The sequence below is a fragment of the Polaromonas sp. genome (genome assembly GCF_018780625.1).
Classification (GTDB): domain Bacteria; phylum Pseudomonadota; class Gammaproteobacteria; order Burkholderiales; family Burkholderiaceae_C; genus Polaromonas.
Window position 1 is genome coordinate 26270 of sequence record NZ_JADMJK010000239.1, and the last position, 21995, is coordinate 48264.

At 64.5% G+C, this 21995-nt stretch carries 22 protein-coding genes and 1 tRNA gene; 11 read left to right on the forward strand and 12 right to left on the reverse strand.

All coding sequences use genetic code 11. The features are described 5' to 3' along the window. Nucleotides 1-25: 25 nt before the first annotated feature. Together IV091_RS17065 and IV091_RS17070 are read right to left on the reverse strand one after the other, a co-directional pair. Nucleotides 26-526, reverse strand: coding sequence for a DUF2244 domain-containing protein (locus IV091_RS17065; protein ID WP_293470491.1), 501 nt, complete (start codon nucleotides 524-526; stop codon nucleotides 26-28). A gap of 186 nt (nucleotides 527-712) precedes the next feature. Continuing rightward, the gene (locus IV091_RS17070) at nucleotides 713-1612 is read right to left on the reverse strand and encodes a methyltransferase domain-containing protein (RefSeq protein ID WP_293470455.1); all 900 of its coding nucleotides are present in this window, start codon (nucleotides 1610-1612) and stop codon (nucleotides 713-715) included. Nucleotides 1613-1827: 215 nt separating this feature from the next. Here IV091_RS17070 and IV091_RS17075 point away from each other — a divergent pair, with 215 nt between their 5' ends. Together IV091_RS17075 and IV091_RS17080 are read left to right on the forward strand one after the other, a co-directional pair. Then, nucleotides 1828-2436, forward strand: coding sequence for a ComF family protein (locus IV091_RS17075; RefSeq protein WP_366807018.1), 609 nt, complete (start codon nucleotides 1828-1830; stop codon nucleotides 2434-2436). Between the two features lie 42 nt (nucleotides 2437-2478). Beyond that, the gene (locus IV091_RS17080) at nucleotides 2479-2973 is read left to right on the forward strand and encodes a tRNA (cytidine(34)-2'-O)-methyltransferase (RefSeq protein ID WP_293470456.1); all 495 of its coding nucleotides are present in this window, start codon (nucleotides 2479-2481) and stop codon (nucleotides 2971-2973) included. Here the strand turns inward: IV091_RS17080 and IV091_RS17085 are convergent. From IV091_RS17085 to IV091_RS17095, 3 genes are all read right to left on the reverse strand, one after another. Then, entirely contained in the window at nucleotides 2964-3419 is a 456-nt protein-coding gene (locus tag IV091_RS17085) for a MaoC family dehydratase (RefSeq protein WP_293470457.1), read from the reverse strand. The genes IV091_RS17080 and IV091_RS17085 overlap by 10 nt on opposite strands. Nucleotides 3420-3507: 88 nt before the next feature. Next, nucleotides 3508-4125 carry a ParA family protein gene (locus tag IV091_RS17090; RefSeq protein ID WP_293470458.1) on the reverse strand — a complete coding sequence of 206 codons (618 nt, stop codon included), beginning with the start codon at nucleotides 4123-4125 and terminating at the stop codon, nucleotides 3508-3510. An 84-nt stretch (nucleotides 4126-4209) separates the two neighbouring features. Continuing rightward, nucleotides 4210-4965, reverse strand: coding sequence for a sulfite exporter TauE/SafE family protein (locus tag IV091_RS17095; RefSeq protein ID WP_293470459.1), 756 nt, complete (start codon nucleotides 4963-4965; stop codon nucleotides 4210-4212). Nucleotides 4966-5090: 125 nt separating this feature from the next. Here IV091_RS17095 and IV091_RS17100 point away from each other — a divergent pair, with 125 nt between their 5' ends. Next, the gene (locus IV091_RS17100) at nucleotides 5091-5729 is read left to right on the forward strand and encodes a trimeric intracellular cation channel family protein (protein ID WP_293470460.1); all 639 of its coding nucleotides are present in this window, start codon (nucleotides 5091-5093) and stop codon (nucleotides 5727-5729) included. A 46-nt stretch (nucleotides 5730-5775) separates the two neighbouring features. Here IV091_RS17100 and IV091_RS17105 read toward each other — a convergent pair whose 3' ends face one another. The 5 genes from IV091_RS17105 to IV091_RS17125 form a co-directional block, all read right to left on the reverse strand. Then, nucleotides 5776-6795 carry a tripartite tricarboxylate transporter substrate binding protein gene (locus tag IV091_RS17105; RefSeq protein WP_293470461.1) on the reverse strand — a complete coding sequence of 340 codons (1020 nt, stop codon included), beginning with the start codon at nucleotides 6793-6795 and terminating at the stop codon, nucleotides 5776-5778. Nucleotides 6796-6902: 107 nt separating this feature from the next. After that, complete coding sequence (locus IV091_RS17110) at nucleotides 6903-7637, reverse strand: SDR family oxidoreductase (protein ID WP_293470494.1); 735 nt, start codon at nucleotides 7635-7637, stop codon at nucleotides 6903-6905. 5 nt (nucleotides 7638-7642) lie between these two features. After that, nucleotides 7643-8851, reverse strand: coding sequence for a 3-oxoadipyl-CoA thiolase (pcaF, locus tag IV091_RS17115; RefSeq protein ID WP_293470462.1), 1209 nt, complete (start codon nucleotides 8849-8851; stop codon nucleotides 7643-7645). A 49-nt stretch (nucleotides 8852-8900) separates the two neighbouring features. Continuing rightward, entirely contained in the window at nucleotides 8901-9545 is a 645-nt protein-coding gene (locus IV091_RS17120) for a 3-oxoacid CoA-transferase subunit B (RefSeq protein WP_293470464.1), read from the reverse strand. 9 nt (nucleotides 9546-9554) lie between these two features. Further along, nucleotides 9555-10274, reverse strand: coding sequence for a 3-oxoacid CoA-transferase subunit A (locus IV091_RS17125; protein WP_293470466.1), 720 nt, complete (start codon nucleotides 10272-10274; stop codon nucleotides 9555-9557). A 135-nt stretch (nucleotides 10275-10409) separates the two neighbouring features. Between IV091_RS17125 and IV091_RS17130 the strand changes: the two genes are divergently transcribed. Then, complete coding sequence (locus IV091_RS17130; RefSeq protein ID WP_293470468.1) at nucleotides 10410-11246, forward strand: IclR family transcriptional regulator C-terminal domain-containing protein; 837 nt, start codon at nucleotides 10410-10412, stop codon at nucleotides 11244-11246. 51 nt (nucleotides 11247-11297) lie between these two features. Here the strand turns inward: IV091_RS17130 and IV091_RS17135 are convergent, their stop codons facing one another. Next, a complete protein-coding gene (locus IV091_RS17135; protein ID WP_293470470.1) occupies nucleotides 11298-11519 on the reverse strand; it encodes a hypothetical protein in 222 nt (73 codons plus the stop codon). 189 nt (nucleotides 11520-11708) lie between these two features. Here IV091_RS17135 and IV091_RS17140 point away from each other — a divergent pair, with 189 nt between their 5' ends. Continuing rightward, nucleotides 11709-12143 carry a DUF1841 family protein gene (locus IV091_RS17140; protein ID WP_293470472.1) on the forward strand — a complete coding sequence of 145 codons (435 nt, stop codon included), beginning with the start codon at nucleotides 11709-11711 and terminating at the stop codon, nucleotides 12141-12143. Between the two features lie 91 nt (nucleotides 12144-12234). Here the strand turns inward: IV091_RS17140 and IV091_RS17145 are convergent, their stop codons facing one another. After that, entirely contained in the window at nucleotides 12235-12900 is a 666-nt protein-coding gene (locus tag IV091_RS17145; RefSeq protein ID WP_293470474.1) for a c-type cytochrome, read from the reverse strand. A 153-nt stretch (nucleotides 12901-13053) separates the two neighbouring features. On the opposite strand from IV091_RS17145, the gene IV091_RS17150 reads away from it, so the two are divergent. The 6 genes from IV091_RS17150 (at nucleotide 13054) to IV091_RS17175 (ending at nucleotide 21940) form a co-directional block, all read left to right on the forward strand. Continuing rightward, complete coding sequence (locus tag IV091_RS17150) at nucleotides 13054-13896, forward strand: MoxR family ATPase (protein WP_293470476.1); 843 nt, start codon at nucleotides 13054-13056, stop codon at nucleotides 13894-13896. 17 nt (nucleotides 13897-13913) lie between these two features. Then, nucleotides 13914-14510 (forward strand): GNAT family N-acetyltransferase, encoded by a 597-nt coding sequence (locus tag IV091_RS17155; protein WP_293470478.1) that lies wholly within the window; start codon nucleotides 13914-13916, stop codon nucleotides 14508-14510. Nucleotides 14511-14523: 13 nt separating this feature from the next. Continuing rightward, entirely contained in the window at nucleotides 14524-15744 is a 1221-nt protein-coding gene (locus tag IV091_RS17160) for a VWA domain-containing protein (RefSeq protein ID WP_293470480.1), read from the forward strand. A 20-nt stretch (nucleotides 15745-15764) separates the two neighbouring features. Beyond that, nucleotides 15765-17762 (forward strand): BamA/TamA family outer membrane protein, encoded by a 1998-nt coding sequence (locus IV091_RS17165; RefSeq protein ID WP_293470481.1) that lies wholly within the window; start codon nucleotides 15765-15767, stop codon nucleotides 17760-17762. A gap of 11 nt (nucleotides 17763-17773) precedes the next feature. Beyond that, nucleotides 17774-21790, forward strand: a complete 4017-nt coding sequence (locus tag IV091_RS17170; RefSeq protein ID WP_293470483.1) for a translocation/assembly module TamB domain-containing protein — start codon at nucleotides 17774-17776, stop codon at nucleotides 21788-21790. A gap of 75 nt (nucleotides 21791-21865) precedes the next feature. Then, nucleotides 21866-21940, forward strand: a tRNA-Arg gene (locus IV091_RS17175). Nucleotides 21941-21995: the final 55 nt, after the last annotated feature.

Sequence of the window (21995 nt, forward strand, 5' to 3'; positions counted from 1 at the left end):
AAGGAAACAAAATTATGTTTCATGTTTAGCAGGATCGCAGCGCCAATCGGATCTCACGGGCCAGTGCAGGCCGCAATTCCGGCCGCACATGCCGCCCCACCCTGACCAACTGCCCCTGGCCAGACACCTCAATCAGCGAACCATCCCCACCGCGCGGTTCAACACGAACCCACGCACGGTTGAATTCTGCCCGCAGCGTGCGGCCCGCCATTTCCTGCTCAATCACCAGTTGCCCGTCCTGCAGAATAATTTTTTCAACGTCGCCTGCATGACGGGCATACACCAAAAACGCCGCGCCCACCGCCAACAACTCAGCCCACGCAAAAGGCATCACCAAGGTGGCCCCCTGCGACCAGAAGAATCCGGCAATGGCCAGTGAGACAACGCACAGCGAGGCATAGGTCCAGGCCAGTTGGGCGGGCGTGAGTGAACAGGGACGCTTAAGGAGCCACAACACCTCGCCCGGGCGGTGAACGCCTTGCGAGGACAAAGTGGCAAAACGAAAATTCCGTGGTGATTGCAGCATGTCGCAAACATCCATAAACTGCGCGCCAAGCCGGGCGTTTGCCGCAGAAAACGAGGGAATATGCCCAAAAACAACTGCATCATAGCTTTCTTCAGTGCTGCACGCACCCTGGGAAAACACTGATACCCCACCCCGTATAAAACGCGCACTCATGGCCGGCTAAAGGCCCTCGTGGGACGCCGCAATTCAGGCCGGCGGTCGCTGACCCTGCAGCATGCTGCGCATGTCCGCCACCGACACCGCACTGAGCGCGCTCACCTTGATTTTGGGCGGGGCCTTCAGCGCGTGGCCGTAAATCACTTCATAGGTCAGCGACAAACGGCCATCGGGCCCGGTCAGCTGCGCAGCCAGCGCCTGCTCCAGCCGCGCCTTCCAGTGGCGGCCGCGCAAAGCCGGAAAACGCGCAGGATGAAAATTTCGGCCCAGTTCTGCCAGCTCCTGCAGCAACCGCGCTGGCGTCTCATAGGTCAGCGTGATGCGCTCCATGTCCATGACCGGCTCGGCAAAACCGGTCTGCACCAGCATGTCGCCCCAGTCGTGCATGTCGGTCAGCTCATGACCGGCCGGGGGCCAGCCCAGTTGTGCATAGACCTCGCGCAATTCGCGGGCAGTATCGGGCCCCAAACATGAAAACATCAGGAAACCGTCGACCTTCAGCGCCTGGTGCCACGCGGCCAGCAGGGCCTGGGGGTCGGCCGATTCGTGCAGGGCCATATTGGCCCACAGCATGTCAACGCTGGCTGCGGGCGGAGCCTCAAAGCGTGTGGACGCCGCCCGCCACTGCAGGGGCTTCCACCACGGTTTCACTATATTTTTAATAGCATATTGAGTCCGTATTTCCTGGGCTTCAGCGACAAAACATGTTGATTTTTGATACAGGCGGGCCAATTTTTCATGGGCCAGCAGCCCTCCGCGCAGGGCACCCCAATGCGCCCAGGCCTCGGGCTGCAGCTTGATCCACTGCAAGCGGTCCAGCATGCGGCTAGCCACTTCCTCATGGAGCCACGGCGAGGCCAGGGGGGCCGTACGCTGCCAGCGGCTGACAGCAAGCGGATCAAGCGTAGGCGGGCGCTGGGAAGGAGTCATGAAGAAGCTGTCACCATTGGTCAAAAGTAGGCGAGTATATTGACACGGTGTTTACCCGTCTGCTTACCCCCGGTTTTATTCCCGGCTTATGGCTGCACCGACTGCCTGAGCTGGCCAGTCAATGCGCCGTCTGCCGAAGCTGGCCTGCGCGCCAGGTATGTCAGCCCTGCGAGTCGCGCTTTGCAGCCTGGCAGCCGCGCTGCGTCCACTGCGCATTGGCGCTGCCCGCCGATCTGTCGCTGGGCCTGCGGTCAGGCCCCGGTTTGTGCGCCGCCTGCGTGCGCCAGTCGCCGCCGCTGGACGGCACGCTGGCTGCGGTGCCCTACGCCTACCCCTGGTCCACGCTGATTACCCGCTACAAATTTGGCGAGCAGCACGGCTGGGCCGGTTTTTTTGCCGCCTTGCTGCTCAAGGCGCCCGGTGTGCCGCAGGCGTTTGACAGCCTGGGTACTCAAGACTGGGTGGTGCCCGTGCCGCTGTCGGCGCAGCGCCTGCACACGCGCGGCTTCAACCAGGCTTGGGAACTGGCCAGTGCGCTGGCCCGGCAAAGCCAGACCGCTGCCCGGGCCGATGCCCGCTTGCTGCTGCGCGTCAAACACACCCGTCCGCAAAGCCAGCTCAAGCGCGAGGCCAGGCTGGCCAATGTCAAGGGCGCCTTCCAGGTGGACCCGCTGCGCGTGGCCGAACTGCAAGGCCGGCGCGTGCTGCTGGTCGACGACGTGATGACCAGTGGCGCCTCGCTATTTACGGCAGCGCAGGCCCTGCGGGACGCGGGCGCGGCGCACATCACCGCGGTGGTGCTGGCGCGCACCGCACCCGCCTAAAATCGCGGGCTGCAACCACGCTGACCCCAGCCACACCGCCCCATGTTCAATATTGTTCTCGTCGAGCCCGAAATCCCACCCAACACCGGCAACGTGATTCGCCTGGCCGCCAACACTGGCTGCCGCCTGCACTTGGTGGAGCCGCTCGGATTTTCGATGGATGACAAGCACATGCGACGCGCGGGCCTGGACTACCATGAGTACGCCGAGCTGCTGCGCCACGCCAGCTGGCAAGCGTTTGTCGACAGCCAGCAGCCGCCAGCCCACCGGACTTTTGCCATGACAACGCAGGGCGCCGGCAGCATGTACGACGTGCAATTCTTGCCCGGTGACTGGCTGGTGTTTGGCTCCGAAACCAAGGGCTTGTCGGCTGAAGTCCGCGCCTTTTTTGGTCCCGCGCAACGCCTCAAGGTGCCGATGCTGCCCGGGCAGCGAAGCCTGAACCTGTCCAACACGGTGGCAGTGACCGTGTTTGAGGCCTGGCGGCAGAACCGCTTTGAAAGCGCGTCCGTCGTGCCGGCGGCGACTCAGGCGTAACGCCGCACGATCGACTCGGCGATGCAGACCGGCTTGGCAAGGCCTTCGCACTCTACCGTCACTTCCCAGATCATCTGCATGCCGGCAGGCTCCATCGGCTCGGCCGACAGCAGCTTCATGCGGGCGCGCAGCCGGCTGCCTACGGGAACGGGCGCCGTGAAACGCACCTTGTTCAGGCCGTAATTCACACCCATGCGCGAGCCGGTGATCTCAAACGAGGACTCAAAAAACCGGGGCAGCAGCGACAGCGTCAGAAAACCGTGTGCAATCGGCCCGCCAAACGGCCCCGAACGGGCTTTTTCCGGGTCCACATGAATCCACTGGTGGTCGCCCGTGGCCTCGGCGAACAGGTTGACCTGCTGCTGCGTAATGGTGATCCAGTCGCTGACAGCCACCTCCTGGCCGGTACAGGCCGCCAGTTCGGACAGGGTTTGAAAAGTCTTCATGGCTTGACTTTAGCGCCGCGCCCGTCGCTGCCCTGGCGCAAACTGTCGGGTCCGCGACAAGCAGGCGCGCCCCACACCCTGCCCTGCATTACTGGTCCAGCCACTCGCAAATGCTTTGCCACTGCGTCAGATCCTTTTCAACCCGGGCCGGCGCCACATCAAACAGCGACAGCCCGCCCGCCGCCAGGTGAATGTAGTTTTGCGTGTCGCGCACATAACCCAGCACCGGCAGGCCCAGGCCTTCTACAAAGGCCCGTAAATTGTCGGCCGCAATCGTGCGCGCATCGACCCGCATGCCGACGATGCCGACCTGGATCTTGCCGGCACGCCGATGCTTGGCCAGCGCATCCAGAAACGCGCGGACGGCAAAAATATCGAACACGCTGGGCTGCAGCGGCACGATCACCTTGTCGGCAAACTTGAGCACATCGCCCAGGCGCCGGCCGTGCAGACCGGCAGGCGTGTCCAGCACGCCATGGGTGGTGCCTTTGGGCGGCTTGGCCAGCAGGTCGGCATCCACCTCCCAGGGTGCAATGGGCCGCTCGGTGGGCGGGCGCAAACCCAGCCACAAGCGGGAAGACTGTTGCGGGTCAGCGTCGCCCAGCAGGACCGCATGGCCCTGGTTTGAAAAGTAGCCGGCCACGTTGGTGGCCAGCGTCGATTTGCCGACGCCGCCCTTTGGGTTGGCGATCACAACCACGGTCATAAAAATCTCCTCTGCTGCTTCAGCGTGATGTTGCTATGGCGCTATCGTAACGGCCTCGAAATTGACAAGTATGTCAAGACACGGTCATCCGACACTGTCCCACAGCAGCTTGATGCCGGTGAGCAACATGCCCACGTAAAGAATGCGGTAAAACCAGACCGGACTGATGCGCCGGGCCAGCCACACACCAATCCAGACGCCCAGCGGCGCCAGCGGCAGCAGCACCACCGAAGTCGCCATGTTGCGCAGGTCCAGCAGCCCCAGCCAGGCGTAGGGAATCCATTTGGACAGATTGATCACAAAGAAGAAAAACGCCATGGTGGCGGTGAACTTGACCGGACTCAGGCGCAAGGGAATCACGTAGGCGCTCAGCGGCGGACCGCCGGCATGCGCCACGAAGCTGGTAAAGCCCGACGTGACCGTCAACACTGCGCCCAACCATTTGGGCGGTGGCGGGCTGTCGGGCGTCGGTGGAAACAGGAGGCGCTGCGCCAGAAACAGCAAGGTAAAACCACCCACAATGCCGGCGACCATTCGTGCATCGAGCAAGCGAAACAGCAGCGCGCCGACCATCGTGCCCATGAGGCCGAACGGCACCAGGAATTTCAAAAACTTGAAATCAAAGTCTTTACGGAAGGCCGCCACCCCCAGCAGGTCCATCAACAGCAACAGCGGCATCAGGATCGCTGCAGCCTGCGGCACCGTGACCGCCAGCGCCATCATGGGCACGGCCAGCGAGCCGAAGCCAGCGCCAAAGCCGCTTTTACTGATGCCCAGCAGCAGCACGGCCGGAATCGCCACGGCGTAAAAGAAAGGATCGGTGATCAGCGGGAAGTCCACGGCGGCAGGTCTTTCTGGCCCGCATGGCATGGGCACACGGGGCGGGAGGCAACAAGGTGCGCCATGTTACCCGCCGCAACTCCAGCGCACACCAGGTGATGCGGTGCGGCTGCGACAATTGGCGCATGTCTGATATTGAATCCTGGGGCGAAACGCTGCGGCTGCTGGTCGAACTCATGGGCACGGCCGCATTTGCCCTGTCTGGCCTGCTCGAAGCCGCGCGCAAGCGGCTCGACGCCGTCGGGGTTTGCGTGGTGGCCTTTCTGACAGCATTTGGCGGCGGCACGCTGCGCGACCTGCTGCTGGACCGGCGGCCTTTTTTCTGGGTCCAGCATGTCGAGCTGCTCTGGGCCGTGATGGCGCTGTGCGTGCTGGCCATGCTGTTTCTGCGCCAGCAGCATTTGGAGGTGACCGAAAAGGCGATCCAGTGGCCGGATGCGCTGGGGCTTGGACTATTCACAGCCACCGGTGTTCACCTGGCGCTGATGGAGCAGATGCCGGTGCTGGTCGCCGTGTTGATGGGCCTGACGACCGGGGTGTTTGGCGGCGTCCTGCGCGACATGGTCTGCAATGAAGTGCCTACGGCATTTCGTGACCACCGGCCCTATGCGGTCTGTGCTTTCGCTGGCGGCTGGGTGTATGCCGGGCTTTGGCTGCTCGACGCCCCGGGCTGGATGGCGCTGGTGGCCTGCGTCGTGGTCACGGCCGGCCTGCGCATCGTGGCGCTGTGGCGCAACTGGGAACTGCCGGCCTGGCGAGTCTGAGGCAGCCGGCCCGCAGGCCGGTCCGCCATCAGTCCGCTTTGTTCAATCAGTCCATGCTGGCGCCAGAATCCTTCACCACCTTGCTCCACTTGGCCGATTCCTTCTGGATAAAGGCGGCAAACTGCTGCGGCGTTTCGGTATACACCTCGGCGCCCTGGTCACTGATCTGCTTCTTGACATCGGGCTTGGCCAGCACCTTGACGATGGCGGTGTTGAGCCGGGTGATCACGGCAGGCGGCGTGGCAGCCGGCGCAAACATGCCAAACCAGGAGGTCGCTTCATAGCCAGGCACGCCGGCTTCGGCGATGGTCGGCACGTCAGGCAGTTCGGGCGAACGCTTGGCCGTGGTCACGGCAATGGCGCGCAGCTTGCCCGAACGCACATGCTGGATGGCCGAAGGCATGTTGTCGAACATGATGCCGACCTGGTTGCCCAGCAAGTCGGTCACGGCGGGCGCGCTTCCCTTGTACGGCACATGCTGCATGTCCACCTTGGCCATCGACTTGAACAACTCGCCCGACAGGTGAATCGAGCTGCCATTGCCTGACGATGCGAAGTTCAGCTGGCCCGGATTGGCCTTGGCATAGGCGATCAGTTCCTTGACGGTCTTGAACGGCTGCGCCGGGTTGGCGACCAGCAGGTTGGGCACGTTGGCCACGCGCGTCAGCGGCGCAAAGTCCTTGATCGGGTCAAAAGGCATTTTTTTGTACAGGCTGGCATTGATCGCATGCGTGCCGACCGTGCCCATGAACAGCGTGTAGCCGTCGGCCGCCGCCCGGGATGCGGCCTGGCCGCCGATGTTGCCGCCCGCGCCGGCGCGGTTGTCCACAATGACGGTCTGGCCGAGTTCGGCCGTCAGCGCCTGGCCAAGGATGCGCGCGAGAATGTCCGTGGTGCCGCCAGCAGCAAAGGGCACGACGATGGTGATGGTCTTGGTGGGGTAAGCCGCCTGCGCTGCGGCGGGCACGGCCGCCAGCAGGCCCGCGCCCATGAGGCTGGCAGAAGCCAGTGCGCCAAGGCTGAAGCGACGGCGTGAAGCGTTGGTGAAATCAGATGAATGAGACATGGAAAAGTCCTTGATAAAAAAGGGGGGAGATGAAGCCGGGCGACGCCGTAACCAGGACGTGAGCCCTGCGGCACGGCCGGCGATGGACGCCTTGGGAGGCAAAAAAATCAGATAGGCGCGGTTCCCAGCGTGGTGCCGCCGCAGACGTACAGCACCTGTCCGGTGACAAAGCCGTTGTCGGGCGACAAAAAGAACATCGCGGCACGCGCCACGTCGCCAGCCGTGCCCATGCGGCCCACGGCAATGCTGTCCAGGATGCGCTGCGTCTGCGGCGCACCCTCGGGGTTGCTCTTGCGAAACAGCTCGGTGGCGATAGGCCCGGGGCCAATCGCATTGACGGTGATGCCGTCGCGCCCCAGCTCCATCGCCAGCGTGCGCGTCATGCCGATCATCCCGGCCTTGGTCGCCGAGTACACGATGCGGTCCACCTTGCCCAGCGCGGCGCGCGAGGACATGTTGACGATGCGGCCCTGGCCGCAGGCGCGCAGGGTTGGTAAAAAGGCCTGCGTCAGCAGCAGGACGGCGCGCAGATGCAGGCCGACCACGTCGTCCAGCGAGGCGGTCGTGGCCGTGTCTATGGTGCCGGGACGGGTGGCGCCGGCGTTGTTGACCAGCGCGGTGACGTTATGCCGGGCGGCAATCTCGGCGGCGCGTTCGCGGGTGGCGGCCTCCTTTGTCAGGTCGGCCTGGTAGGACACGAGTTGCGGGTGGCGCCAGTCGGGCAGCACGTAGTCAAGGTTGACCACGTCTTTGCCTTGCGCCAGCAGGGCCTCGGCAATGGCGCGGCCAATGCCGGAACTGGCGCCGGTGACGACCGTGACTTCAGTCAATGCTGCGGTCATCGCGCTCACACCCGTTCCAGGATCAAGGCAATGCCCTGCCCCACGCCGATGCACATGGTCGCCAGCGCGTAGCGCCCGCCCGTGGTGTGCAGGCGGTTGACGGCGGTGGTGGCCAGGCGCGCACCCGATGCCCCCAGCGGATGGCCCAGCGCAATCGCGCCGCCCCAGGCGTTGACGCGCGCGTCGTCGTCCTGCACGCCAAGCATGCGCAGCACGGCCAGGCCTTGCGCGGCAAAGGCTTCGTTGAGTTCAATCACGTCCATCTGGGCCATGGTCAAGCCGGTCAGGGCCAGCACCTTTTGTGTCGCTGGCGCAGGGCCGATGCCCATGATGCGCGGCGCCACGCCGGCCGTGGCCATGCCGACGATGCGGGCACGCGGCGTCAGGCCGTTTTTGGCGGCGGTGGCTTCGTCGGCCAGCAGCAGCGCGCAGGCGCCGTCGTTCACGCCGCTGGCATTGCCGGCGGTGATGGTGCCGTCCTGGCGCACGATGGGTTTAAGCCTGGCCAGCACTTCCATGGAGGTTTCGCGCGGATGCTCGTCCTTGCCGACGACGATCGCCTCGCCCTTCTTCTGGGCAATCGTGACCGGCGTGATCTCAGCGTCAAAGTAGCCGGCTTTCTGCGCGGCTACGGCCTTGAGTTGGCTGGAAAAAGCCATCTTGTCCTGGTCTTCGCGGCTGATATTGAAGTCGGTGGCGACGTTCTCGGCGGTTTCAGGCATGGAGTCCACGCCGTACTGGGCCTTCATCAGCTTGTTGATGAAGCGCCAGCCGATGGTGGTGTCGTACACAGCATTGGAACGGCTGAAGGCGCTTTCAGCCTTGGGCATCACGAACGGTGCGCGGCTCATGCTCTCCACGCCGCCGGCAATCATCAAGTGGGCTTCGCCCGACTTGATGGCGCGGGCCGCCGTGCCCAGCGCGTCCAGGCCCGAGCCGCACAGGCGGTTGAGGGTCGCGCCCGGCACCTCGATTGGCAGCCCGGCCAGCAGCGCGCTCATGCGCGCCACGTTGCGGTTGTCTTCGCCGGCCTGGTTGGCGCAGCCGTAGATCACGTCGGTGATGGCGGCCCAGTCCACGTCAGGGTTGCGCGCCATCAGCGCCTGGATGGGAATGGCGCCCAGGTCATCGGCGCGCACGCTGCTCAGGGCGCCGCCATAACGGCCAAAGGGGGTGCGGATAGCGTCGCAGATGAAGGCTTGGTTGATCGTCATGGAGTGGTCTCTTTATAAAAGTTCAATACGGCACAAAAAGTGTTTCAGCTCAGGCGGCAATCGGCAGGCCGACCAGCTTTTCAAGTTCGGCATGGGCCAGCCCGTCGACCTTGTCGATGAGCTTCAAGCCCTTCGGCGTGCATTCGAGCGTGGCCAGCTCGGAGTAAATGCGCTTGACGCAGGCAATGCCGGTGAGCGGATAAGTGCACTGCGCCACCACCTTGCTCTCGCCCTTTTTGGTCAGCAAATCCATCATGACCCAAGTCTGCTTGGCGCCAATGGCCAGGTCCATCGCGCCGCCCACTGCCGGAATCGCGCCGGGCTCGCCGGTGCTCCAGTTGGCCAGGTCGCCGGTGGCGGACACCTGAAACGCACCGAGTACGCAGATGTCAAGGTGGCCGCCGCGCATCATGGCAAAGCTGTCGGCATGGTGAAAATAAGCGCCGCCCGGCAGCAGCGTGATCGGCTGCTTGCCCGCGTTGATGAGGTCGTAGTCTTCCTGCCCGGCAGCGGGTGCCGGCCCCATGCCGAGAATGCCGTTTTCGCTTTGAAGGATGACCTCGCGCCCGGCCGGAATATGGTTGGCAACCAGCGTCGGCATGCCAATGCCCAAGTTGACGTAGGCGCCGTCAAAGATGTCCTGCGCCACACGCTTGGCCAACTCTTCCTTGCTTCGTTTTTGATAGCTGCTCATGCTTTTTCCTTATGCGCCAGAAGCTGATTTGGCACTTGGTTTGATGCCGCCGGCCAGGGTGGCGACGCGCTCGATTTGAACGATCTGGCTGACATGGATGCCCGGCGTCACGATGCACTCGGGGTCCAGCGCGCCCAATGGGACGATCTCGTGCACCGTAGCCACCGTTTTCCTGGCGGCGGTGGCCATGACGGGGCCGAAATTGCGCGCCGACATGCGGTAGGTCAGGTTGCCCCAGCGGTCACCACGCTCAGCCTTGATCAGCGCCACATCGCCATAAATCGGGTATTCAAGCACGTAATGCCGGCCATTGATCTCGCGTGTTTCCTTGCCTTTGGCCAGTTCGGTGCCGTAAGCCGTGGGGCAGAAAAATGCGCCAATGCCGGCACCCGCGGCACGAATGCGCTCAGCCAGATTGCCTTGTGGCACCAACTCCAGCTCCAGCTTGCCGCTGCGGTACAGCCCGTCAAACACATGGCTGTCAGCCTGCCGGGGAAAGCTGCAGATGATCTTGCGCACGCGCCCGGCCTTGAGCAGAGCCGCCAGCCCGGCCTCACCGTTGCCGGCGTTGTTGTTGACGACGGTCAGGTCCTTGGCGCCTTGCGCGATCAGACCGTCAATCAACTCGTTCGGGTTGCCGGCGGTGCCGAACCCCCCGATCAAGATGGTGGAGCCGTCTTTCACATCGGCCAGTGCATCCGCCACAGAAAGGGCGATCTTGTTGATCATTGATTAGTCTCCAGGAGGCAATAACATCTGGCGCGGCCGAGGCAACCGGCAGAAGCCAAAAAAGAAATCGAGATTTATTTTGTTCGCAATAAGAACAAGTGTTCGTATAATGAATTTTAGGAGATTTAGTCCCACATGGCAACCACCCGCACCCAAACCACCGGAAAAACTGACACCCTGGCTGCGCCGGCGCGCACCACGCCCGCCCCCGGCGACAGCTATGTGCAGTCATTTGCGCGCGGGCTGGAGGTGATTCGCTCGTTCAGCGCCCGGTCACCCCGGCAAACGCTGACCGAAGTCGCCGGTCGAACCGGACTCACCCGGGCAGGTGCTCGGCGAATTTTGCTGACGCTGCAAACGCTGGGCTATGTGGAGAGTGACGGCAAGCTGTTTCGCCTGACGCCGCGCATCCTTGATCTGGGCTTTGCCTACCTGTCTTCCCTGCCCATCTGGAACCTGGCCGAACCCGTCATGGAAGATCTGGTTGAGCAAATCAAGGAATCGTGTTCGGCAGCGGTACTGGATGGCACCGACATTGTTTATGTGCTGCGGGTGCCCACGCACAAGATCATGAGCATCAGCCTGGGCGTCGGTTCGCGACTGCCCGCTTATTGCACCGCCTTGGGCCGCATGCTGCTGTCGGCTTTGCCGCCGGATCAGATGATGCAGGTGCTGCAGGCGTCAGACCGCCTTGCACGCACCCGCTACACCGTGACCGACGTGAACGAGCTGGTGGCCAGAATTGAACAGGTGCGCAAGCAGGGCTGGTCGCTGGTCAATCAGGAACTGGAAGAAGGGTTGGTGTCGATGGCGGCGCCGATCACCGATCGGGCCGGCCAGACAGTTGCAGCGCTCAATATCAGCGGCCAGGCCAACCGCACCAGCGCCAAGGTCATGCAGGAGAAGATGCTGCCGCAACTGCTGGCCGCAGCGCAGGCCATTTCAGGCAGGCTGAGCCTGCAGCGCAACTGAAGCGCCCGGCAGGGCGCGGTGCGCTGACCGGCGCAAAAGACGGAAAGTGAATCAGGATTTACGCGAGCCCATCACCAGCACGATGGCGCCCAGGGCGATGGCACCCAAGCTCAGCCACTGCGGAATGTTCACTGATTGCTTCTCCGTGACGGTCAGCTCCATAGGGCCAATTTTGGCGGCGGTCGTGTCCTTGGTGAAGCTGAAACCACCGGTGAAAAAGCCGGCCAGGCCGCCAACAATCAAAATAATACCGGCGATACGTGATGCATTCATTTAAATCTCCTAGCCGGGCTTGTGGATCGTCAAGTAGCCGCATCCCGGAACTGCGCCACCGTGATACCTAATGTAAGGGGATGCAAGGATGCTGTCTGTAGGACGCGACCGGTGCATGGCGCCCCCCCAGGCCAGGGGAAGACATCACCAGGTCCGCCGCAAGCCCCTTGTGCGTGATACGCTTTGCGGATGTTCACACCTTCGCAAGCCGACGTCCGCCATTTTTTTTGCACTGTTTATGCCAAAGCCCGCTCAGGCAAGCCAATGGAAGCGATAGAAACAATAGCAAGCCAGTGGATTGAAGAGCACCCTGAATACCACGCTGATTTTTCCGATGCGGACGCTGCGCTTGAAAAGATGTATGACGTGGACGCCGGAAAAACCAACCCTTTCCTGCACCTGTCCATGCACCTGTCCATCAGCGAGCAGTGCTCCATCGACCAGCCACGCGGCATTCGGCAGGCCGTGGAGTTGTTGACGGCCAGGCGAAACTCCCTGCATGACGCGCACCACGAAACCATGGATTGCCTGGGCCAGATGGTCTGGGAAAGCCAGCGCGCAGGCCGCCCACCCGACGGCGCGGCTTACATAGAATGCGTGCAGCACCACGCAACCCGGGACTGAAACACGAGGCCGCCTGACAACGCGTGCATCGGTCAAACCCACAAAAAAAGCCGCTGAAACAGCGGCTTTTTTTTGTGGGCGGTGGTCCGTTTTAGCGGAAGCTGCTCTGGGGAACCACCTTGAGTTCACCCGGGATCGACGCCAGGTAGTTCGACATCAATTTGAGCTCGTCGTTGGTATAGAGCTTGACCATGCCGCCCATGATGGCGTTGCCGCGCCCGACCACCGCGTTGTTTTCTGCCTTGTAGGCCTTGAGCGCTACAAACAGGAAGTCAGCATGCTGGCCAGCCAGCTTGGGATAGCTGGGGTCAATCGGCTTGCTGAAATTGGCGCCGTGGCAGGACGCGCAATTGGCCTTGTTGAGCAAAGCCTGCACTTCGGCGCTGGGCATTTTTGCAGGTGCGGCAGGCAGCGCTGCGTCAGCCACCACGCCATGACCCTCGTAGTAAGCAGCAAGGTCGGCAATATCCTGGTCTGACAGCGTGGCGGAAATGCTGCGCATGGTGGGGTGCTTGCGATCACCTTTTTTGTAGGCGTTGAGCGCAGCCACGATATAGGGGGCACCCTGGCCCGAAATCATGGGCACCTTGTAGATCTGGGGAAACGTTGCCTGGTAGCCCGAAATGCCGTGGCAGCCAATGCACATGGCGTTCTTGGCTTCGCCCGCTTTGGCATCGCCTTTAATTTCCTGGGCAAGGCTGGAAGCCGTCACGCAGGAGACAACTACAGCAAATATCGTGGTGATCAGCTTATTCATTTTGCGCGCACAATCAAGTGAAATGTCATCATATAGGTCAGCGCCGGATTATATCTGGGCTAGCCGGGGCCTCGCGCCAATTACTGCAAACTCCTGCAAAGGCCGATTCAACGGCCTCGGGCTTTATTTTCAACCTCTCACATTTTCAAGACCATGAAATTCCAAGGCTCAGAAAACTACGTCGCCACCCCGGATCTGATGCTGGCGGTCAATGCCGCGGCCACTTTGAAAAGGCCGCTGCTGGTTAAAGGCGAGCCCGGCACGGGCAAAACCATGCTGGCCGAGGAAGTGGCAGGCGCCCTGAATCTTCCCCTGCTGCAGTGGCACATCAAGTCCACCACCAAGGCGCAGCAAGGCCTGTATGAATACGACGCGGTGTCGCGCCTGCGCGACTCGCAACTGGGCGACGAGAAGGTCAAGGACATCCACAACTACATCCTCAAAGGCGTGCTGTGGCAGGCCTTCACGGCAGACCAGCCGGTCGCCCTGCTGATTGACGAAATCGACAAGGCGGACATCGAGTTTCCAAACGACTTGCTGCGCGAAATCGACCGCATGGAGTTTTACTGCTATGAGACCCGCGAACTGGTCCGCGCCAAGCACAGGCCGCTGGTGTTCATCACCTCCAACAATGAAAAAGAACTACCCGACGCCTTTTTGCGCCGCTGCTTTTTTCACTACATCAAGTTTCCCGACGCCGGCACCATGCAGCAAATCGTGGACGTGCATTTCCCCACGCTGAAAAAGGAACTGCTTGCCGCTGCGATGAAGACTTTTTACGAAGTGCGCAACCTGCCCGGCCTGAAAAAGAAACCGTCGACCAGCGAACTGCTCGACTGGCTCAAGCTGCTGGTGGCCGAGGACATTCCCCTGGAAGCCCTGCAAAGCACAGACAACAAAGTCGCCATGCCGCCGCTGGTCGGCGCGCTGCTCAAGAACGAACAGGATGTGACGCTGTTTGAAAAACTGGTGTTCATGCAGCGCAACAACCGCTAATGCAGGAGGCGCGGCGCATGAACTTTGTAGAACCCGTCACGCTGGCAGCACGCGGCGTGGAACTGGTGCCGCTGACGCTGGCCCATGAAGCCGGACTGCGCGCCGCTGCCGCCGACGGCGCACTCTGGCAGTTGCGCGTGACCTCGGTACCCGAGCCGGTGCAAACACGGGCTTACATAGAAACCGCGCTGGCCGCACGCCAGGCAGGCGAGCGCTTTGCCTTTGCGGTGGTCGACCAGGCCAGCGGCACCGTTTTGGGCAGCAGCAGTTACCACGACATCCTGCCAGCCGTCAGACGCGTCGAAATTGGCTACACCTGGTATGCCGCGCGCTGCCAGCGCACCCACGTCAACACCACCTGCAAACTGCTGATGCTGACCCATGCATTTGAAGCCCTCGACTGCCATGTGGTGGGCTGGCGCACCGACAATTTCAACTTTGCATCGCAAGCGGCCATCGAGCGGCTGGGCGCCAAAAAAGACGGCGTCATTCGCGGCCATGCCCTGCGCCGCGACGGCACCATCCGCGACACCGTGATGTACAGCCTGCGCGCCGGCGAATGGCCGGAGGCCAAGGCGCAACTGCGCTACCTGCTCGACAAGCCGCGCCACTGAGGTCTATTTAGCCATGTTGATTGACTTTTTCTACACCCTGCGCTCGGCCAAACTGCCGGTTTCGGTCAAGGAGTTCCTGATGCTGCTTGAAGCGCTGGAGGCCGGCGTGGTGGGCCCCAACAGCGGGCTGCCCGGGCCGGACGGCGAAGCGACCGAGGGCGCCTACAAGATTGACGACTTCTACTACCTGAGCCGCTGCGTGCTGGTCAAGGACGAGAAGCACTACGACAAGTTTGACCGCGCCTTCGCCAGCTACTTCAAGGGCGTGGAAATGATTGCGGATTTCACCAAGGAAATTCCGCTCGAATGGCTGCGCAAGAACCTGGAACTCGAACTCAGCGCCGAGGACAAGGCAAAAATCGAAAAAATGGGCTGGGACGAGCTCATGGAAACGCTCAAAAAGCGCTTTGAAGAGCAAAAAGAACGCCACGAAGGCGGCAGCAAGTGGATTGGCACCGGCGGCACCTCGCCGTTTGGCGCCAACGGTTTCAATCCGCAGGGCATACGCATCGGCCAGGAAAAAAGCCGCAACCGCAGCGCAGTCAAGGTGTGGGACCAGCGCGCCTACAAGGACTACGACGACACCCAGGAACTCGGCACGCGCAACATCAAGGTCGCACTGCGGCGCCTGCGCAAGTTTGCCCGGCTCGGCAACGCCGAAGAACTCGACCTGGCCGACACCATCAAGTCCACCGCCGCCAATGCCGGCTGGCTGGACATCAAGATGGTGCCCGAGCGCCACAACAACGTGAAGGTGCTGCTGCTGATGGACGTGGGCGGCAGCATGGACGACCATATCCACCGGGTCGAGGAAATGTTCTCGGCCGTCAAAACCGAATTCAAGCACCTGGAGTTTTATTACTTTCACAACTGCGTTTATGACTTCATGTGGAAGCACAACCGCCGCCGCTTCAGTGAAAAATTCCCGACCTGGGACATCATTCGCAAATACAACAAAGACTACAAGCTGATCTTTGTCGGCGACGCCACCATGAGCCCGTACGAGATCCTTCAGCCCGGCGGCAGCGTGGAATACAACAACGAGGAAGCCGGCGCCGAATGGCTGCAGCGGCTAACCAACGCCTTCCCGAAATTTGCCTGGATCAACCCGGAGCCGCAGGGCGTCTGGCAATACCGCCAGAGCATCAGCGTGATCCAGCAACTGGTCGGCCAGCGCATGTACCCGCTCACCATCAAGGGGCTCGAAGAGGCGATGCGGCTGCTCTCCAAGTAGCGCTCAAGTAAACTTCAACCGTGATCCAACCCAGTCGACGCCGTGTGCCGCTCGTCACGCAGGCAGGTCTGACCGCCGCTGCCCGCGGCCTTGCCATGGGTGTTCTGGCCCTCCACGCGGTTTTCCTGGTGCCTGCAGCCAGCGCAGAAACAGCCGCGCCTGCCGACCCTTTCGCCACCACTATTTCAACGCCGCCTTCCGGCGTCGTGCAAACCGCGCCGCCGCCCGCGCCCCCGCCTGAAAAAGTGGCGCCCGCCCCCACCCCCGAGGGCGCCGTGGGCCCCACCGGCGCCGAACCCGAAGTCACCGCTTTTGACATCACCGTGCGCGCGCCGCCCGACGTCAGCGCGCTGCTTGAAAAACACCTTGAACTGCAGCGCTACCGCGCCGTGACCGATCTGGACGACGCCGAACTGGCGCGCCTGATCCTGCTGGCCGAGCGCAATGTGCGCAACCTCGTCGGCACGCTGGGCTACTTCAACCCCACCATCCGCATCGCGCGTGAGGGCGGCCCCAACGCGCGCCCGACCATTGTGGTGGCGGTAGACCCCGGCAAAGCCACCGTGATTGGCCCGGTAGCCATCAGCTTCCTGGGGGACATTGCCGAGTCGCCAGACCTGGACGCGGTAGCCCAGCGCGCCGGCATTGAACGCAACTGGAGCCTGCCGGGCGGCCAGCGCTTTACCCAAAACGCCTGGGATGGCGCCAAAACGCAGGCCTTGCGCGCCCTGGTGGCGCGCCGCTACCCGGCGGGCCGGCTGGCCGGCAGCCTGGCCGACGTGGACGCGCCAGCCGGAACCGCCAGCCTGACCGTGGCGCTGGACTCGGGCCCGCTTTACCGCCTGGGGCCCATGCAGGTGTCGGGCGTGGAACGCTACGACCCGGTGCTGGTGCCGCGGCTGGCCCGCCTGACGCCGGGCGCGGTCTTCGACCAGAACCAGCTGGTGCAAGCCCAGCAACGGCTCGCCTCAAGTGGCTACTTTGATTCAGCCTATATTTTTATCGACCCCGAAAGCGACCCGCTGGCAGCGCCGGTACAGGTGCAGGTGCGTGAAGCCAAGCTGCAAAAAGTGGTGCTGGGCGTGGGCCTGACCACCGACAGCGGGCCCCGGGCCTCGGTGGAACACACGCACAACCGCGTGCCCGGCATAGGCTGGCGCGCCGCCACCAAGCTGCAGCTTGAGAAAAAAGCCCCCTTCATCCAGACCGAGTGGACCTCCCTGCCCAACGAGGCCAGCTGGCGCTGGGCGGCGCTGAGCCGCATAGAGCGCCTGGACGACAACGAACTGATCACCCAGACCCAGCGGCTGCGCTTTGGCCGGACGCAGGCCGGCGAGCGGATAGACCGCAACATCTACCTGCAGTACGACCGGGCGCGGGTGCGCGGCACTGGCCTGTCGGGCGCCTCGGTGGCCGACACCGGCGACGGCTCGGCGCTGACCGCCAACTACGTCTGGACCGGCCGCTACTTTGACACGACACCGTTTCCCAGCAAGGGCTATGGCCTGGGGTTTGAGCTCGGGGGCGGTTCCACGCTGGGCAATGATCGCCAGCCCTTCACGCGCCTCGTGGGCCGCTGGCTGGGCATTCGGCCGCTGCAGCGCGGGCGCATTGCGCTGCGCGCAGAAGCCGGAGCCGTGCTGGCCAGGGACAGCGCCCGCATCCCGGCGACCCAGCTGTTTCGCACCGGCGGCGACAGCACGGTGCGCGGCTACAGCTACCGCGACATCGGCATCAAGCTGCCCAACGACGTGACCGGCCCGGGCCGCTACATGGCGGTGGGCAGCATTGAATGGCAGCGCCCCATGCTGCGCAACGGGCTGCCCAGCGAATGGGAAAACACTTTCTTCCTGGATGCCGGCGCCGTGGCCGACCAGCCGCAAGACCTGCGCCCTTCTGTGGGCGTGGGCACCGGCGTGCGCTGGAAAAGCCCGATCGGCCCCCTGCAGATTGACCTGGCCTATGGCGTCAAGGTCCAGCAGCTGCGCCTGCACGTCAGTGTCGGCTTCATCTTTTAAGGGGCGCGCAAATGGACCCCGTGCCCCCTGAAGCTGCGCCAGCCACTGCACCCACCCAGCCCGCCCAACCCACACGGCGCTGGCGCAAGGCCGTTGCGCTGACGGGCGCCGGCCTCCTCATGCTGACCGGGGTGGCGCTGAGCGCGCTCTGGTGGTGGGCAGGCACCAGCGGCTCGCTGGCCACCGCGCTGAACTGGATCGGGCAGTCGCAGCCCATCACGGCCCAGGGCGCCTCCGGAGCGCTGCGTTCAGGCGGGCAGATCGAGCACCTGGTGTGGGAGCAAGGCGGCCTGCGCGTGGATGCGCGCGCGCTCACGCTGGCCTGGCAGCCCTGGTCGCTGCTGCAGGGCACGCTCAAGCTCCAGCGCATCGCGGCGGCCAGCGTCACGGTAAACGACCAGCGCCCGCCGCGCACCGTGCCCGCCAGCGCCCCCACCGTGCTCGGTCTGCCCGTGCCGATATTGCTCGATGCGTTTTCTGTCGACCAGCTGCAATGGAACGGGGCCGCCGTATTTGCCGCATCGGGCATTTCAGGGCGCTACCAGTTCACGGGCCTGGAGCATCAGCTTGCATTGCTGGGCGCGCAAGTGGCCAGCGGCCGCTACAGCGGCCAAGCCGTGGTGTCGTCGAGCAGCCCCTTCGGGCTTGATGCGCGCCTGTCGGGCGCCCTGAGCGCCACGCTGCCCAAGAGCCGCACACCGCTGCCCCTGGCATTTCAGGCCACCGCCATCGGTCCGCTGGCGGATTTTCTGGTGACGGCCAAGCTGCAGATGGCCACGGCGGCCGCTGAGGGCCAGGCGCCAACCCCAACCCCAACCCCGCCGCAAGCCAGCGCCACCGCGCGCATCACGCCCTGGGCCGCGCAGCCGCTGCCGCAGGCCGATGCCAGTTTTAGGGACCTGGACATTGCCGCCCTGTGGCCCAACGCGCCCCACACCCAGTTGACGGGCAGCGCCAGCGTTCAACCCCTGGAGCGCACCCCGCCAGCCGCCAGCCCCGGCTGGCGGCTCAAGCTGGACCTGGCCAACCAGTTGCCCGGCCCCTGGGACCAGCAACGGCTGCCACTGGAGCGGCTTGAGACGCAAGGCGAGTGGCGCGGCGGCGTTGGCATTGTCCGCACCCTCAAGGCGCAACTAGGCGGCGGAGAAATCCTGGCCAGCGGCGAATGGACGCCTGCGCCCGATACGCCCAATACACCCATTGCCCCCCCTGCACCGCCTGCGGCAGGCCCAGTGACGCCAGCCCCGGCCCAGGCCTGGACGCTGCAGGCCACGCTGAAGCAGGTCAACCCGGCCCTGCTGCACAGCCAGTTTGCCGCCCTGCCGCTGAACGGCGTGGCCGCCGTGCGCAGCCAGGGCGCCGCCATCGGCTTTGATGCCAGCGTGCAAGCCGCACCAGGCGCCGCACCCAAGTCCCTGGGCCGGCTGGTCCTGCGCAACGCCAGCGCCACCGGCAGCTGGACTCCCCAGCCAGCGGGCGGCATCCTGCGGCTGCCCGCCCTGCAGGTGCAAACCGACGACGCCGAACTGACCGGCCAGCTCGAAATCCAGCCCGGCATCCAGGCCGGCGAAGGCAAGCTCGCCCTCACCGCGCCCGGGCTGAACGCGACCGTCAACGGCGCGTTGCGGCAAACCAGCGGCGCCGGCACCGTTAGCCTGCGCGGCCAGGACGCCGCCCAGGCGCTGCGCTGGCTGCAAAAACTGCCCGGCCTGCCCGCCTCGCTTCAAACCGCCAGCGCCGCCGGCAGCGCGGACCTGCAGGCCAGCTGGCAGGGCGGCTGGCTGGACCCTGTCCTGCAGGCCAGGCTGGCCGTGCCGTCGCTCGACTGGCGCAGCCCCAACACCAACACCAAGCCCGCCGCCGCTTCGGGCGCCGCGCCGCCCCAGCCGCCCGCGGGCCTGCTGAAAATCCGCGACCTCAACGCCACCCTCTCGGGCCGCCTGAGCCAGGCGCAACTCGGCGCGCAGGGCCGGCTTGAAATCGACCAGCGCCGCATCGACCTGCAACTCGCGCTGGACGGCGGCCGCGTCAAACCGGCCGGCGCGGGCCAGAGCGCGTTCAGCGCATCGGCCTGGAAGGGCGCGCTCAAGCAGCTCTCGGTGCGGCTTGAAGACCCTGCGCTGGGCGCCGGCGCCTGGCAGCTGGCCAGCCGCGGATCGGTGCCGCTTTCATGGACCCGGACCCCTGCAGGCGGCGCCTTTGAAAGCGGTGCGGGCCAGGCGATTTTGAGCGCGCCACGCGCCACCGCATCAAGCCCCGCACCGGCGCAAGCCACGCTGGCCTGGCAGCCCGTGCGCTGGCGGCCCGGCGAACTGCTCACGGCCGGCAGCATCACCGGCTTGCCCATGGCCTGGATCGAACTGCTGGGCGGCGCGCAGCTGGCGGGCGCAGGCCTGGGCGGCAACCTGCTGCTGGACGGGCAATGGGACGCCCGGCTCAGCGACCGGCTGGCGCTCAAGGCCAGCCTGACGCGCAGCAGCGGCGACCTCTCGGTGCAGGCCGAAACCGCGCAAGGCCCCACCACCCGCGTGGCCGCTGGCGTGCGGCAAGCGCAGCTGTCGCTCGAAAGCGTGGGCGACGCCCTGACGCTGGCGCTGCGCTGGGACAGCGAGCGCGCCGGCACCGCCGACGGCCAGCTCAAGACACGCCTGACGCGCGCCCCGCCCGGCAGCGGCATTGGCGGCTGGCTCTGGCCGGCCGACGCCCCGCTGAACGGCCAGCTGCGCGCGCAACTGCCGCGCCTCGGGGTCTGGTCTGTGCTGGCGCCGCCCGGCTGGCGGCTGCGCGGCGCGCTGGCGGCCGACATTGCCATCAGCGGCAGCCGTGCCGCGCCCCAGCTGGCCGGCGAACTGCAAGCCAACGACATGGCCTTGCGCTCGGTCGTTGACGGCATCGAGTTCGGCAACGGCCGCCTGCGCGCCCAGCTGGACGGCACGCGCATGCGCATCAGCGAGTTCAGCCTGCAGGGCGCAGGCGACAAAGGCACGGGCGGCCAACTCACGGCCCAGGGCGAAGCCGCCTGGATCGATGGCAAGCCGCAAGTGCAGCTCACGGCCAAACTGGCCCGGCTGCGCGCCAGCATACGCACCGACCGGGAAGTCACCGTGTCGGGCGAGCTGCAGGCCAGCCTCCAGGGCGCCCAGACCGAACTCACGGGCAAGCTGGTGGTCGACCAGGCGCGCATCCTGCTGCCCGACGAAGGCACGCCGCAACTGGGCGACGACGTGGTGGTGCGCACGGCCGGCGGCGCCGCTGCGGGCCCCAAGGGCCCCGGCCAGGCCAGCGCCCCCGAAAAGGAAAAACCCGTCAGCCCCGTCAAGCTGGCGGTTCAAATCGACTTGGGGCCCGACTTCCGGATTCAGGGCAAGGGCATGGACACCCGCATTCGCGGCACCCTGAGCCTGCACGACAACGCGCAGCGCGGGCCGCGCCTGACCGGCACCGTCAACACCTTTGGCGGCCAGTACCGCGCCTACGGCCAGCGCCTCGATGTGGAGCAGGGCGTGATCCGCTTCACCGGCGCCATCGACAACCCGGCGCTGGACATCCTGGCGATTCGCCCCAACCTCACGCAGCGCGTGGGCGTGCAGATCACCGGCACGGCGCTGCTGCCCAGCGTGCGGCTGTACGCCCAGCCCGAGCTGCCCGATGCCGAGAAGCTGTCGTGGCTGGTCGTCGGCCGGGCCTCGGCCTCGGGCGGCGCCGAAGCCGCCCTGCTGCAGCAGGCCGCGCTGGCCCTGCTGGGCAGCAAAAGCGGCGGCATGTCGGGCGGGCTGGCCGCCTCGCTCGGGCTCGATGAGCTGTCATATCGGGGCGCATCCAGCAACGCTGACGGAACCGCCGCCGCCGGCGCGATCACGCTGGGAAAGCGCTTTTCACGCAACTTTTACGCCGCCTACGAGCGCAGCCTCTCGGGCGCCTTGGGCACCCTGTATGTTTTCTATGACTTGTCGCAGCGCTTCACGATTCGCGCCCAGGCCGGCCAGCAAAGCGCCGTGGACCTGATCTACACCCTGCCCTACGACTGAGCCCGCAGCCCCGGCCCTTCAACCAACCGCCTTCCAGCGCATACAATTCCCGTTCTTCGCAACTTGCCAAGACGTGCCGCCATAGTTCAACGGATAGAACGAGTGCCTCCTAAGCGCTAGATACAGGTTCGATTCCTGTTGGTGGCACCATTTGATCAAATCAGATCGTGTCAGAACCCCTCAAAACCCGCATGTTTACTGGCAT

What these genes read in the sequence shown, in the direction of transcription:
- IV091_RS17170 (WP_293470483.1), top strand. Translation starts at nt 17,774, where the DNA reads ATGGACCCCGTGCCCCCTGAAGCTGCGCCAGCCACTGCACCCACCCAG.
- IV091_RS17110 (WP_293470494.1), bottom strand. Translation starts at nt 7,637, where the DNA reads ATGACCGCAGCATTGACTGAAGTCACGGTCGTCACCGGCGCCAGTTCC.
- IV091_RS17065 (WP_293470491.1), bottom strand. Translation starts at nt 526, where the DNA reads ATGCTGCAATCACCACGGAATTTTCGTTTTGCCACTTTGTCCTCGCAA.
- IV091_RS17145 (WP_293470474.1), bottom strand. Translation starts at nt 12,900, where the DNA reads ATGAATAAGCTGATCACCACGATATTTGCTGTAGTTGTCTCCTGCGTG.
- IV091_RS17120 (WP_293470464.1), bottom strand. Translation starts at nt 9,545, where the DNA reads ATGAGCAGCTATCAAAAACGAAGCAAGGAAGAGTTGGCCAAGCGTGTG.
- IV091_RS17125 (WP_293470466.1), bottom strand. Translation starts at nt 10,274, where the DNA reads ATGATCAACAAGATCGCCCTTTCTGTGGCGGATGCACTGGCCGATGTG.
- IV091_RS17090 (WP_293470458.1), bottom strand. Translation starts at nt 4,125, where the DNA reads ATGACCGTGGTTGTGATCGCCAACCCAAAGGGCGGCGTCGGCAAATCG.
- IV091_RS17150 (WP_293470476.1), top strand. Translation starts at nt 13,054, where the DNA reads ATGAAATTCCAAGGCTCAGAAAACTACGTCGCCACCCCGGATCTGATG.
- IV091_RS17160 (WP_293470480.1), top strand. Translation starts at nt 14,524, where the DNA reads ATGTTGATTGACTTTTTCTACACCCTGCGCTCGGCCAAACTGCCGGTT.
- IV091_RS17140 (WP_293470472.1), top strand. Translation starts at nt 11,709, where the DNA reads ATGTTCACACCTTCGCAAGCCGACGTCCGCCATTTTTTTTGCACTGTT.
- IV091_RS17105 (WP_293470461.1), bottom strand. Translation starts at nt 6,795, where the DNA reads ATGTCTCATTCATCTGATTTCACCAACGCTTCACGCCGTCGCTTCAGC.
- IV091_RS17135 (WP_293470470.1), bottom strand. Translation starts at nt 11,519, where the DNA reads ATGAATGCATCACGTATCGCCGGTATTATTTTGATTGTTGGCGGCCTG.
- pcaF (WP_293470462.1), bottom strand. Translation starts at nt 8,851, where the DNA reads ATGACGATCAACCAAGCCTTCATCTGCGACGCTATCCGCACCCCCTTT.
- IV091_RS17100 (WP_293470460.1), top strand. Translation starts at nt 5,091, where the DNA reads ATGTCTGATATTGAATCCTGGGGCGAAACGCTGCGGCTGCTGGTCGAA.
- IV091_RS17085 (WP_293470457.1), bottom strand. Translation starts at nt 3,419, where the DNA reads ATGAAGACTTTTCAAACCCTGTCCGAACTGGCGGCCTGTACCGGCCAG.
- IV091_RS17080 (WP_293470456.1), top strand. Translation starts at nt 2,479, where the DNA reads ATGTTCAATATTGTTCTCGTCGAGCCCGAAATCCCACCCAACACCGGC.
- IV091_RS17130 (WP_293470468.1), top strand. Translation starts at nt 10,410, where the DNA reads ATGGCAACCACCCGCACCCAAACCACCGGAAAAACTGACACCCTGGCT.
- IV091_RS17070 (WP_293470455.1), bottom strand. Translation starts at nt 1,612, where the DNA reads ATGACTCCTTCCCAGCGCCCGCCTACGCTTGATCCGCTTGCTGTCAGC.
- IV091_RS17155 (WP_293470478.1), top strand. Translation starts at nt 13,914, where the DNA reads ATGAACTTTGTAGAACCCGTCACGCTGGCAGCACGCGGCGTGGAACTG.